Source organism: Vibrio sp. 1CM2L, from assembly GCF_023161695.1.
GTDB classification, from domain to species: domain Bacteria; phylum Pseudomonadota; class Gammaproteobacteria; order Enterobacterales; family Vibrionaceae; genus Vibrio; species Vibrio coralliirubri.
Map to the genome: position 1 here is coordinate 116,733 of NZ_JALNTT010000001.1, position 13,307 is coordinate 130,039.

General features: G+C 47.0%; 8 protein-coding genes. 1 reads left to right on the forward strand and 7 read right to left on the reverse strand.

Annotated elements, in window-relative coordinates; translation table 11 throughout:
- Positions 1 to 63: 63 nt before the first annotated feature.
- The 7 genes from MSG34_RS00560 to MSG34_RS00590 all read right to left on the reverse strand — a co-directional run bounded on the left by MSG34_RS00560 (position 64) and on the right by MSG34_RS00590 (position 11,933).
- Positions 64 to 3,207 carry an efflux RND transporter permease subunit gene (locus MSG34_RS00560; RefSeq protein ID WP_248335973.1) on the reverse strand — a complete coding sequence of 1,048 codons (3,144 nt, stop codon included), beginning with the start codon at positions 3,205 to 3,207 and terminating at the stop codon, positions 64 to 66.
- On the reverse strand, positions 3,204 to 4,928 hold the full coding sequence (locus tag MSG34_RS00565) for an efflux RND transporter periplasmic adaptor subunit (protein WP_248335974.1): 1,725 nt from the start codon (positions 4,926 to 4,928) through the stop codon (positions 3,204 to 3,206). The genes MSG34_RS00560 and MSG34_RS00565 overlap by 4 nt, the downstream gene beginning before the upstream one ends.
- Positions 4,929 to 4,938: 10 nt before the next feature.
- Positions 4,939 to 6,366 carry a TolC family protein gene (locus MSG34_RS00570; RefSeq protein WP_050620637.1) on the reverse strand — a complete coding sequence of 476 codons (1,428 nt, stop codon included), beginning with the start codon at positions 6,364 to 6,366 and terminating at the stop codon, positions 4,939 to 4,941.
- A 99-nt stretch (positions 6,367 to 6,465) separates the two neighbouring features.
- The gene (locus MSG34_RS00575) at positions 6,466 to 7,002 is read right to left on the reverse strand and encodes a hypothetical protein (protein ID WP_248335975.1); all 537 of its coding nucleotides are present in this window, start codon (positions 7,000 to 7,002) and stop codon (positions 6,466 to 6,468) included.
- Between the two features lie 284 nt (positions 7,003 to 7,286).
- On the reverse strand, positions 7,287 to 8,447 hold the full coding sequence (gene fadA / locus MSG34_RS00580; RefSeq protein WP_248335976.1) for an acetyl-CoA C-acyltransferase FadA: 1,161 nt from the start codon (positions 8,445 to 8,447) through the stop codon (positions 7,287 to 7,289).
- Between the two features lie 15 nt (positions 8,448 to 8,462).
- Positions 8,463 to 10,616, reverse strand: a complete 2,154-nt coding sequence (fadB, locus tag MSG34_RS00585; RefSeq protein ID WP_248335977.1) for a fatty acid oxidation complex subunit alpha FadB — start codon at positions 10,614 to 10,616, stop codon at positions 8,463 to 8,465.
- Positions 10,617 to 10,625: 9 nt separating this feature from the next.
- Positions 10,626 to 11,933, reverse strand: a complete 1,308-nt coding sequence (locus MSG34_RS00590; protein WP_086968245.1) for an acetyl-CoA hydrolase/transferase C-terminal domain-containing protein — start codon at positions 11,931 to 11,933, stop codon at positions 10,626 to 10,628.
- Between the two features lie 237 nt (positions 11,934 to 12,170).
- Here MSG34_RS00590 and MSG34_RS00595 point away from each other — a divergent pair, with 237 nt between their 5' ends.
- Positions 12,171 to 13,199, forward strand: a complete 1,029-nt coding sequence (locus MSG34_RS00595; RefSeq protein WP_248335978.1) for an AraC family transcriptional regulator — start codon at positions 12,171 to 12,173, stop codon at positions 13,197 to 13,199.
- The last annotated feature ends 108 nt before the right edge of the window (positions 13,200 to 13,307 follow it).

Below are 13,307 nucleotides of genomic sequence, written 5' to 3' on the forward strand. Positions count from 1 at the left end.
CATGTTCATGTGGTACTCCCTTACCCACTCTGTTTTGGTCAGTAAGGGCTAATAATCAATACGTTATTTGTTTGTCTCGTTTTGGCTATGCGTAATCTCACGCTGTTTCCAGAGCTTAAAGATTGCAGGCAAAACCAGTAGGGTAAGCAACAGTGCCGACGCCATTCCGCCTATCATCGGCGCGGCAATTCGCTGCATCACTTCAGAACCCGTTCCCTCGCCATACATAATTGGAATGAGGCCAATGATCACCGTAAGTACCGTCATCATCACTGGGCGAACACGCAGTCCTGCGCCCTCACGAATCGCATCCGTTAAGTCTTCACTCTGAAGTGCTTGCTGGTTCTGCTCCGCATCCAATTTCTTGTAGTGCCATGCTTGGTTTAGGTAGACCAACATGATTACACCTATCTCAACAGCAACCCCGGCAAGGGCGATAAAGCCCACCCCCACCGCAATGGAGAAGTTGTAATTGAGGACATGCATCAGCCATAGGCCACCAACCATTGCGAGTGGCAATGTCAGCATGATCATCATCACCTCACCGACGCGGCGGAAGCTGAGGTAGAGCAACAACATGATGATGGCGATGGTGATTGGCACTACGACACTCAAACGCTCTTTCGCACGCTCCATGTATTCGTATTGACCAGACCACGCCAGTGAATAACCCGCAGGTAAGACGATTTGATCGGTAACGACTTTTTGCGCCTCTGCCACATAAGAACCAAGGTCGCGACCTTCGATATCAACAAACACCCAACCATTAGGACGCGCGTTCTCCGTCTTAATCATTGGTGGTCCATCTTCATAGCGAATGTCTGCAACATCAGACAAAGCAATTCGCGCTCCATTTGGTGTCACTAACGGCAGGTTCTGCAGCTTAACTACAGAATCACGATAGCTTTGTGGGTAACGGACATTGATTGGGTAACGCTCTAGCCCCTCAACGGTTTCACCCACGTTCATGCCACCAACCGCAGTCGAGATAACCTGTTGCACTTCTTTAATGCTCAAGCCATATCGCGCAGCAGAGCGGCGTTTAATGTCTATCGTCACGTAACGACCGCCCGCAACACGCTCGGCGTAGACAGAAGCCGTACCGCTCACGCTGTTGAGAATGGGTTCAAGTTGCGAACCAATATCTTCAATCACGCTCAGCTCTGGGCCAGCGATTTTGATACCGATTGGAGTTTTGATACCGGTCGCTAACATATCGATACGAGTTTTAATTGGCATAACCCACGCATTGGTTAAACCTGGGAATTGAATCAGATCATCAAACTCTTTACGCAGAGACTCAGTGGTGACACCGTCACGCCACTCATCTCGCGGTTTAAGCTGAATCACGGTTTCAATCATGGTTAACGGTGCAGGATCGGTTGCTGTCTCTGCTCGACCAATTTTGCCCCATGTAGTTTCGACTTCTGGAATGGTTTTGATGAGTTTGTTGGTTTGTTGCAACAACTCACGAGCTTTACCTATTGAGATGCCCGGATACGTGGTTGGCATGTACATCAAATCCCCTTCGTCCAAAGGAGGGATGAACTCGCTGCCAAGTTTACTGGTTGGGTAATAAGCAGACGCCATTAAGCCAAGTGCGATAACAATCATCACCTTTGGATATTTTAGGCTGAGGTTCAGAAGCGGCTTGTACATCGCCACTAGGCTGCGGTTGACTGGGTTTTTGTGTTCAGGTAGCACGTTGCCGCGAATGAAGTAACCCATTAGCACAGGTACAAGCGTGATAGCCAAACCAGCGGCTGCGGCCATCGCATACGTCTTGGTAAACGCAAGTGGCGAGAACATCTTGCCCTCTTGCCCTTCTAGCGCGAACACAGGCACAAAACTCAAGGTAATGATAATCAGAGAGAAGAACAGCGGTGCGCCGACTTCTTCTGCTGCCTTACCAATCACTTGCCAACGGTTTTTATCAGTGAGCGGAGTCCGTTCAATGTGTTTATGAACATTCTCGATCATCACGATGGCACCATCCACCATGGCGCCAATCGCAATCGCGATCCCGCCAAGAGACATGATGTTGGCGTTAATACCCTGCCAATGCATCACAATGAATGCGCCTAAGATACCAACAGGCAGACTTAGCGCGATAACCAGTGATGATCGGATATGGAACAAGAACAGCGCACACACTACGGCGACCACGATGAACTCTTCAGCCAGCTTCTTCCAAAGGTTTTCAACGGCTGAATCTATCAAAGTAGAGCGGTCATAAGTCGCGACAATCTCGACACCATCAGGTAAGCCGGCTTGCAACTCAGCGAGTTTGGATTTCACTGAGTCGATCACTTCACTGGCATTTTCACCAAAGCGCATCACGATAACGCCGCCAACCGCTTCCCCCTCACCATTGAATTCCGAGATACCACGACGCATTTGCGGTCCAAGGTTAATATCGGCAATGTCGCCCAATAACAAAGGAGTACCCTTGTCGGTCACTTTTAGCGGCAGAGATTGAATGTCTTCGATGCTTGTCAGGTAACCGGTGGTACGAACCATATGTTCGGCTTCCGCAATTTCGACAACAGACGCACCGGTTTCTTGGTTACCATCTTGGATTGCCTTGTTGACTTGCTGAAGCGTTAGGTCATATGCACGTAACTTGGCAGGATCAATCTGTACTTGATACTGCTTCACCATGCCGCCAACGGTCGCCACTTCAGACACGCCTTCTACGGTTTGCAATTCATACTTCAAGAACCAATCTTGCAAACTACGAAGTTCCGCTAAGTCGTGCTGACCGGTTTTATCTTGCAACACGTAGCTGTAAACCCAGCCCACACCGGTTGCATCAGGTCCTAGTGTTGGCTTAGCACTCGAAGGCAAGTTAGGTGCAACTTGGCTTAAGTACTCCAACACTCGTGAACGTGCCCAGTACATATCAGTATCGTCATTGAAGATGATATAGACATAGGAATCACCAAAGAACGAGTAGCCACGAACCGTTTCAGCACCCGGTACAGCTAACATGGCGGTGGTCAATGGATAAGTCACCTGATCCTCAACCACTTGTGGCGCTTGTCCCGGATAACTGGTTTTGATAATTACCTGAACATCTGATAAATCTGGAATGGCATCGACCGGTGTATTTTTAACGCTGTATAAGCCGCCAAATACGATGGCTACAGTGGCAACCAGCACTAAGAAGCGGTTGCTAATAGACCAGCGAATGATTGCATTGATCATAGTTCGCCCTCACCCGTGCTATTCGTCGGTTCGAGAGATTTGAGCACATAATCAGAACCCTGCTTCGCCACTAGAAACCGAATGGTTTGACCCTCGGCAAACTCAGATAAATCAAGGTCATCACTGGCTTGGAAATTCATTTCACCCGCTTTCCAATTCCACTCAGGGACAGGCTGATGTTTTACGGTGATCATGCCAAAATCTGCCATCAACATGGTGATGTCACCCGTCACCCAAACTTCGCCAGCCATCTTGTGTTTGTTGACCTTGTAATCAACAACCTCGTACTGCCCTGACTCTGTCTTTCGCATCTCAAAGTCAATTGCCTTACCACGTTGAACGTCACTCATGTCCAAGCCTTCCGCAAAGGTGAAATTCATCACCATGCCCGGCCAATCCCATTCAGGAACTGGCTGATGGTTGATCGTCACCATGCGACTGCCTTGCATAACATCGGAAATTTCGCCGTTTGCCCATACAGTTTCAGCTTCTTCTTCAACACCATTGATGCGTGACAGATCAGCAGATTGGCTCGATTCAGAATCCAACATGAAGTGCGCAGAAGTGACAATGTTCTCACCTTGCTCTAGCCCTTGAAGCACCTCTATTTTTTCGCCAGCTTCACGACCAACCTCTATACGAGCAGAGCGATACTTGCCAGAACCTTCTGACATCACCACTCGAGTCATGCCACCGGAATGAATCACCGAAGATCTTGGGATAGTAAGAACGGCTTCATCGCTGATGGGTTTCAGCGCAATATTGGCGAACATATTTGGCTTAAGCTCGCCATTTGGATTGGAGAACTTCAAACGAACGCGCAAGGTTCGAGTTTTTGGGTCAAGGATTGGGTAAACGTAATCGACATTACCCAACCACTCTTTGCCGGGAATGGCATCTAGCGTCATCACCGCATTGCTGCCTGATGAGATCCAGTGCGCTTGACGCTCAAACACCTCAGCATCAACCCATACTTCACCTAATGGGCCTGCACTGATCACCGCTTGTGCAGGTGAAAGGTAACCACCTTCTCGGATATTCAGGCTTGCGATGACACCATCGGCTGGCGCTTTGACTTCAATGGTTTGCGAGGCTTTACCTTGGCGCGTAATAGCGCGGATTTGCGTCTTATCAACACCCAAGGTAATCAAGCGTTCAGTCGAGCCCTTGATCAAACCTTTACGACCCGTTTTATAAGCACTGATCAACTCTTCTTGTGCTTTAACAAGCTCTGGAGAATAGAGTGTGAAAAGCACATCACCTTTGTTTACCTTCTCACCCACTGCGTTGATGGAGAGTTTTTCCACCCAACCAGAAACACGGACGTTGGTTTGCCATAGCGCACTTTCATCAAATGCCACGTAGCCAACCGTTTCAATGCGCGGTGACAGCGGTTCTCGTGTGACTTGTGCGGTTTTCACGCCAAGGTTATTTTCCACAGAAGAATCAATAAACACGGTTCCGGGCTTATCTTTGGCTCCGCCGTTCACATCGTCTGCATACACAGGGATAAGATCCATCCCCATTGGCGACTGGCCCGGCTTATCACGCTGATAATTTGGATCCATCGGAGCTACCCAATACAGAGGCTCATCGCTGGCTTCTGTACTCGTTGTCATTGCTGACATGTCGTGTGCTGGATTAATTAGAAAATGGTTCACACCAAAACCCAATGCACCACCGACCAATAAAGCGATTGTTGCTACTTTTACTGAACTCATTATGTATCCCTTACTGATTCTCTGTGGTTGCAAGTTGTGGTTGGTTTACTTGGTATTCAAAGCCACTGACTAACGCCGCCAGTTTGCTATTAACGATGTTGAGATCGGTGATCAAACGTTGTTGCTCTAACTGAAGCGCCAGCTCATCGGTCGTTGCTGAAATGACATCGTTAAACTGGGCGGTGTTGTTTTGATAGCCCCTCTCAACCGCGCTGATTCGTGCTGCGGTTTGAGGAAGCAAGGACGTTTGATAGCGATCTAATCGCTGGATCAGATTTGATCTGTCCACCAGCAATGCATTCACTTGCGCGTTCATTTGGGAAAGTAAGGTGTCTTTTTGAGATTTAGCCGCACCAACTTGATACTGAGCAGCCGATAAGTTCTTATCTTGTCGATTCCCCGTAAACAGGGGGATGTCGACAGTCAGATAGGCACTCACCAGATCAGAAGCAGGTTCACCTGCCATGTTATTGGCTTGACGGTGTGCATACATCACTTCCACCCCAAACTGCGGGGTATAAGCTTGCTCGGCTAACTCAACCTGAGTTTGATTGGAGGAAATACTGACATCGGAGATCTTAACCAAAGGATGGTCAGTCAGTAGCTGGTAGTGCTTGGTTGAATCGATATTGGTCGCTAATTTGCTTTCCAACAACGACCAATCGATTTGGTTAGTTGCATTCAGTGTGCCCTGAGAATCAAGAACCTGAGAGCCTAGCCAATCAGAACCCAACCATTCAGAAAGCTGAGAGATTAAGCGGCGCTGAACCTGCTGGTTTGCCTGAAGTTTCTCATCAAGCTTGCTCACTTGAAGCTGAGCATTAAGCAGATCTTGCGCTTCACTTTTACCAATTGAGTAATTGGTTTGTACATAGTTTTCAAGCTCAACCAACAAGCGACGATTTTGACGAATCACCGACTCAGCCTTTTGCTGATAACCTAACTCAAGCCAAAGCTGCGTCATGCTATTCGCAACCGTCAATTCTCTTGCTTGCACCTGCAAAGCTAAAGCATCAGCCTGCTGGCCTGCCTTTTTCTGTTGAAGGTTAAGCGTATCGCCACGCTCAAACTGCTGCATCAGCCCTACCGATATATTGGTCATCGGGTCTTCGTCGAATTGAAAGCTATCGACAGGCAAACCGCCAAATCCAACTTTTAATTTAGGATCCATTAAGGTCGAGCTGGCAATGCCCGTTTCTCGCATCGCTTGAGACTGAGCAAAGTACTGTTTGCGATTTCCATCTTCGCTTAACGCAATCTCAATCAGTGTATTGAGTTGCTGCGTCGAGCTTGCTTGGTCATGTGCTGAAATGTGTTGAGCATTTGAAGCTGACGCCGTGGTAGCTGCGAGCGTAGCACTTGAAAACAAGGCCATAGGCAAGGTAGCAGCAACCACTAAGCTCGTGTTCATGACAAACACAGAGGTTGTTGGTTTCATATTCACAATGAATGTCCATATCTAGCGCTAATTAGCGCATAAAAAAGAATGGCTTATCAGATTTATCTAACTGATATAGCAGTATTTTTAGATATAGATTTATGCGGAAGGTGGGCGTAGCAAAGATTGTGCACGAGTCACTTTTTGACCGATAGTCACAGAGTAATGAGGTGCGAATGAAGAGGAAATTTGGTAGTTGGCTTGAAGCGCCTGAATTGTGTGTGATGCTGTAGAACAAACAGAATAGCAACAGATATGAGCAGAATCCGAACCGCCACAACAGTTGTTGCCCATCACATGCTCACCGTGAGCATCCATTGATTCTTGATGCGAAGCCATCTTGTCATCAGCAGACAGCTCAACATAAATAGCGTGGTCATCATGGACAGAGTGATCACCATGAACATGATCGCTCATGTCTGAATCGGTAACGGTCACATGGCAACCGGCAGCAAATTGATTTGCGGCATCAGGATCGCTCGGCGAATCGTTGTGCTGGCAGATAGACTTATTCGACATCATCTGCGTTGCCATGATATTAGCCATCATGGCTGAAGAGCTTGAGGCAAAGCTAGACATCAACATCGCAATGATGCTGAAAACAATAATCCAAGTTTTTCGGAATGTGTTTGTCATAGCTTACCTTTGAATTTACACCGCAACTATAAACGTTACCCTTAGGGTAAGGTCAATGCCATTGTGCCGATATTTGCCTGACCGTTGAAAAAACATTCATTCATAACCATGGTTTGTCGATTATTTGAACTTAAGGCATGTGTGTCCTTCAATGATAGTTCTGGATAAGCAAAAAGTGCAACTCACTAAAAAAGCCTTCAACACAGGTTGAAGGCTTGAATCGTTACCCTAATTTATTGTCTTGGTCACCTAGATGACGAGCTCATCTCGAACCATTAAGTGACTCACTCCACTCTTTCGATAATCGTCGCAATACCTTGCCCCATACCAATACACATAGTTGCTAGCCCGTATTGACCACCACGCTGTTCCATAATATTGATAAGGCTACCGACGATGCGAGCACCCGAACATCCTAAAGGATGACCCAGTGAAATCGCACCACCGTGCAGGTTCACTTTGTCTTCACGCTGCTCCCACAATCCTAAATCTTTTAAACACGGGATTGCTTGCGCTGCAAAGGCTTCATTCACTTCAGCAAAATCGATATCGGCGATCGTTAGGTCAGTCTTCGCTAACGCTTTTTGGGTTGCCGGTACGGGTCCATAACCCATAAGCGCCGCTGGCACTCCCGCAGAGGCAGACGAGATAACCCTAGCTCTCGGTTTGATGCCAAGCTCGATAGCTTTATCTTCACTCATCACCAGCAAACAAGATGCGCCATCAGACAAGGCTGAAGACGTACCTGCCGTTACGGTTCCTCGCGGGTCAAACGCAGGGCGAAGCTTAGACAAAGATTCAGCGGTGGTTTCAGGACGAATCACCTCATCGTGCTTAACCAAGGTTGGCGCACCGTTTTCGTCATGGCCCATGGTTGGGGCAATCTCGTTATCAAAGCGACCTTCAAGTGTCGCTTCGTGCGCGAGTCGGTGTGAACGAGCGCCCAATTCATCTTGCTCTTCACGAGACACGTTATAAAGTTGACCAAGTGCTTCCGCCGTTAACCCCATCATCGCAGAAGCTTGTGCCATATTGCGGTTGTATGGGTTTAGGTTGATGCCTTTTGTCATCGGGATATGACCCATATGCTCAACACCACCAACGAGGACAACATCGGCATCACCCGCTTTTATCGAACGCGTTGCCATGTGCAAAGCATCCATCGACGATCCACACAAACGGTTCACCGTTGTTGCTGGTACTTCTTCAGATAGCCCAGCTTGCAGTGCTGCGACCTTTGCAAGGTTAACGCCCTGCTCTTCTGTTTGCTGCACACAACCCCAGATCACATCATCAATCAGAGTGGATTCAACCTTTGGCTGACGCTTTAGCATGGCACTCATTAAATGAGACGAAAGATCATCGGCTCGAACATGTCGAAATACACCATTTTTTGAACGCCCCATTGGAGTTCGAATCGCATCTACAATCACTACGTTTTTCATATTTCTTGCTCCAAGTTACGCGTAAAAATTACGGTTCAGTTCAACACGGTCACGAAGACCTTGAGGGATAGCATATAAAGAACCTAAGTCTTCATATTGTTGGGCAATCTCTAACAACTTATCTAGACCCATGCTATCCATGTAGTAGAAGATTCCGCCACGGAATGCCGGGAATCCAGTGCCGTAGATAAACGCAATATCACCCTCAGCAGCTGAAGAAATAATGCCGTCATCTAAACAGCGAATCGCTTCATACATCATCGGTAACATCATTCGCATTGTGATGTCTTGAGGCTCCATTGAGATTGGTGCATCACAAAGGCGTTCAATAAGCGCAGTGGTTTCCAAGTGGCTTTCTGGCAGCAAGCGACCTTTGCGATCCGCTTTATACAGATAGAAACCCTCTTTTGTTTTTTGTCCTAAACGTCCTTTCGCCACAGATTCCGCAATCAGATTCGCTTCAGGCTTGGCTAAACGCGTTGGGAACGCTTCGCTCATCACATCAATGCAGTGGTCTGCGGTATCGAGTCCAATCACATCAAGCAGATGCGCTGGCCCCATTGGCCAACCAAACCCTTTGCTCATCACTTTGTCGATTTGAGCAATATCACCGCCCGCAACCAACAGTTGGTTGAACGCCAAGAAGTAAGGCGTTAAACAGCGATTAACCAAGAAGCCAGCACAGTCGTTCACCACGATAGGCGTCTTGCCAAGTGCCAGAACGTAGTTGACTGCGGTTGCAATGGTTTCTGGTGATGTTTGTTCACCTTTAATCACTTCAACCAACGGCATGCGATGCACCGGGTTAAAGAAGTGAATGCCACAGAAGTTCTCTGGGTTCTTTAATGAGTGCGCTAAGCCACTGATCATCAAAGTAGAGGTATTGGAGGCAATCATTGCATTTGGCGCAACCTGTTCAAGCTCAGCTAGCACCTTTTCTTTTACGATTGGATTCTCAACGACCGCTTCTATCACCAAATCACAGCTGTCTAACGCTGCATTGTGCAAAGTCGGCACGATACGATTGAGCACTTCACCCATCGCCTCTGGGCTCTTACGACCGCGAGTCACTTGCTTTGAAAGCAGTTGATTGGCTTCATTTAGCCCTAACGCTAAGCCCTGTTTGTTGATGTCTTTGAGTACCACATCCAGCTTTTTATCCGCGGTAACATAAGCGATACCACCGCCCATAATACCCGCGCCGACCACACCCACTTCTTCGGTTTTCTTGCCGCCTTTAGCGTGTTTCTTTGCTGTCGCTTTTACTGCCATGTCGCTCAGGAAAACATTCACCAAAGCGTCTGCTACACCACTTGCGACACATTTGATGATTCCCGCTTGCTCTAGCTTTAAGGCTTCATCGCGAGAACAACGAGCGCTTTTAGAAATCGTGTTCAGAATAACGCCCGGTGCCGGATAATGCGGACCAGCTGCTTTCGCGACCATGCCTTTAGCCACATTAATCGACATCGCCAGTTCCGCGTCATTCAGAGTCAGTGGCGCTTGTTTTTCTGCATAACGCTGCTGCCAATCAAAGTCACCAGAGATGCACGACTCAAGCATGGTTAACGCGCTTTCGATTGGGTTTGTCTTACTCGCATCGATCACACCGTCAACAACGTGATGTTCTAACGCTTGCTGCGCCTTAAAAGTTTTACCCGTTGTTAGCCATTGCAGAGCCGTATCCACACCTGTGATGCGCGGTAATCGAGTCACCCCACCCCATGCTGGCATAATGCCAAGCTTAACTTCAGGCAGGCTCATTTTTAGATCAGTCGTCGCAATACGATAATCCGCAAGCAGTGAAAGCTCGACTCCACCACCAGCCGCGACACCATTAACGATCGCGACTTTAGGAAGGTTAAGATCTTCGATTCGGTTATAAATGGAGTGCGCCCATGATAAGTAATCGGTAATGGCCGCATCACCGTCACTAAACAGAGAGCGAAAGGCTTTTACATCCGCACCCGCGCTAAATAACGCTTTGCCTGAACGGATGATCAGACCGGCAGCATCACTGTTTTCAAGTTGCTCGACACAGCTTTCAAGTTCAATTAATGCCGACTTAGTGAGTGTGTTTACTGAATCAGATTCTGAGTTGAAAACTAATTCAACAATACGGTTAGAATCTTCGATAAATGCGAGTTTGAAAAATTGTCCTGTAAACATAATTATCTCCTACTTCACTAAGCCATGTTGTTTTGCTTCAGCCAGTAACGACTCACGAAAGTCTGGGTGTGCGATGTTCGCTAACGCATGAACGCGTTCAGAGACCGTCATACCACGCAGGTTTACTGAGCCGTATTCCGTCGCCACGATATGTACATCGTTACGAGGTGTGGTAATCGGCGTGCCCACTGGCAATGACAAACGAATATTCGACTCTAAGCCATCTTTGCCTTCACGCGTTGCTGCCAAGGCTAAGATGCTGACGCCGTTTTTCGCCATGTTCGCTGCTCGTACAAAATCTAACTGACCACCCGATCCTGAAATCTGGCTAAAACCCGCGCCTTCAGATGCAACTTGACCCACAAGGTCGATCATCAAACACGTATTAATGGAGACAAAATTATCGTTCTTAGCGACTTCATACGGGTCAACGACTTCGCTCATTGAGCCCATCTCGATGTCTGGGTTGTTGTGCAGAAAGTCCATCACTTCTTGAGGACCCGCCGCGAATGCCGCGACGATCTTGTTTGGCATGTGATTCTTTTTAGTGCCAGACACCGCACCGGCTTTACACATCTCCATGAGAGATTCCGTAAACATCTCTGTATGAACACCTAGATCTTTACGGTCTCGAAGCGCCATACCCATCGCATTTGAGATGGTTCCAATACCAATTTGTACCGTCATTCCATCCTTAATGTATGGGCTAACGTGTTTTGCAATTTCGGTCTCTAGCTCTGAAGGCTGGCCAGCTTTAGGTGACGCGATACTATGATGGCCTTCGACTAATGCGTCCGCACAATCAACATGCACGATATTGTCTTCATTGCCGATAAAAGGTTGCTGTTCATTAACAACAAAAATTACTTTAGAAGCATGTTTCAGCGCCACCTTCGTTGCTACGCCGCCACACGCGCCTAAGCTCACAAAACCGTCTGCATTCGGTGGTGTCACTTCAACGACAACCGTATTCGGCTGCAGTTTTTCAAAAATATTTTCGAAATTAGAGAAATGAAAGTTCGTCACTTCTACGTTGCCTGTGCTTTGCAGCTTTCTTTCAATTGGCCCCATGAAGAGACTGATATGCTTGAAGTTATCTCTATATTGAGGCTTCAAAAATTCGAAGGGAGTCGTCATCAAACCTGTGTAGATTTCACAATCACTGAATAGGTCGAGGTGTTTATCCAACTCCTTTAGAAAAACAACTGGAATGGACAGTAAGCCACCTGCCCAGATTTTGTCACCTGATGCGAGTTTGCCTACCGCAGACTCTAACGAGAGTAGTTTTTCGCTATGGATCTCTTGCCAATTATTCATTATGTAGTTCTCATTATACTTTGCATAACAGGCTAAATTTTGAATATTACTTTTCCATTAAAACCAAAACTTGTATGTTATGCATGAACGTAGGGTACAGGTAAATATCCTTTTCACGGCATTCAGAATACAATTTCCCTAGGCTTTAACTTTGCAATTCAGGACAAGAAATTCACTATTCTGGACAATTAATCACTTTGTGTTTTTGATCACATCTCCGATTTATAAGGTCATAAAATGGCATTGGAACAACGCTTTCATAACTCCCTTTCGGTTCACGCAGGCTGGCAAGCCTTGCTCGCTTTAACAGCAAAAGAGCATCAAGTGGAAAGCCAATTGTTTCCGCCAAAGCGTAAGAATTCAGATGGCCGATTGCATTTCCACGACCTTCGTGAAGAGTTAGTAAAACTGTGTGAATATACCGATGATGAGCTGATCCCCGTAAGAGCCGCGAAGCACGTTACTCCCTTAACCTTTGGTAGTTACTCCTTAGCACTATGGACCGCTCCAAACCTCGAGGCGATGCTAAAAACTGCGGCTGAATTCTCGTTCATTATTGCGTCACCTATCCGGCTTCAATATCGAGAAAATAAGCAAGGTAGCGCCGAGTTATGGGTACTCAACAGCGAACCTTTTAGCCAAGAAAGCCACGTCACCTACCTTGGCGTAACAATGCTGATCGCCACACTCATTTACATCATCAAGCATGTGATCCTCAGCGAAGACATCGAAGTGAGCGTCAAACTGATTGAGCACAAATTCTCTCCAGAGCGCACCGAACAACTCGAGCAGTTAACGGGAACAAAAATTACCGCCGGACACCCTATAAGAAAGATCGCTATCGACAAAAAGCATCTTCATAAACCTTTAGATAATTACGATGAAGGGATCTATTTTTCGGCACTGAACCTACTGAGAAAAGACGCAGAGTCCCTAAAGAAAGGCGACCTAATTCTCCAGATCTACAATTCGCTCAATCAAGCGAATAACTTGGAGAATGTTTCGGGTGAGAGCCTTGCTCAGTCGCTCAACATGAACATCCGAACGTTGAATAGAAGGCTTGCTGAACTCAACACAAACTATCGAGGCGTAGTCGAAAAATACAAGCTAGAAAAAGCACTGCACTTGTTAGAAGACCAACACATCAACATGACCGAGATTGCCTACCAACTCGGCTTTGCTGACTTGAGCACTTTCTCACGTGCTTTTAAGAGATGGACAGGGCTAAGTCCAATAAAATTAAGGCGAAGTCAGAATATCACCTAGGTAAAGACTGATCTAAATCAACGTTACTTTCGATGGCATATTCGGCAAAACTTTTGTCCTAAAATGCAAAGTTAGCACGTTCGTCCCTTGTTTTAATATCACCAGTAC

Bases quoted from the DNA above. Each gene is read 5' to 3' on its own strand.
- MSG34_RS00590 (WP_086968245.1), bottom strand. From the start codon at position 11,933: ATGAATAATTGGCAAGAGATCCATAGCGAAAAACTACTCTCGTTAGAG.
- MSG34_RS00570 (WP_050620637.1), bottom strand. From the start codon at position 6,366: ATGAAACCAACAACCTCTGTGTTTGTCATGAACACGAGCTTAGTGGTT.
- fadB (WP_248335977.1), bottom strand. From the start codon at position 10,616: ATGTTTACAGGACAATTTTTCAAACTCGCATTTATCGAAGATTCTAAC.
- MSG34_RS00595 (WP_248335978.1), top strand. From the start codon at position 12,171: ATGGCATTGGAACAACGCTTTCATAACTCCCTTTCGGTTCACGCAGGC.
- MSG34_RS00565 (WP_248335974.1), bottom strand. From the start codon at position 4,928: ATGAGTTCAGTAAAAGTAGCAACAATCGCTTTATTGGTCGGTGGTGCA.
- MSG34_RS00560 (WP_248335973.1), bottom strand. From the start codon at position 3,207: ATGATCAATGCAATCATTCGCTGGTCTATTAGCAACCGCTTCTTAGTG.
- fadA (WP_248335976.1), bottom strand. From the start codon at position 8,447: ATGAAAAACGTAGTGATTGTAGATGCGATTCGAACTCCAATGGGGCGT.
- MSG34_RS00575 (WP_248335975.1), bottom strand. From the start codon at position 7,002: ATGACAAACACATTCCGAAAAACTTGGATTATTGTTTTCAGCATCATT.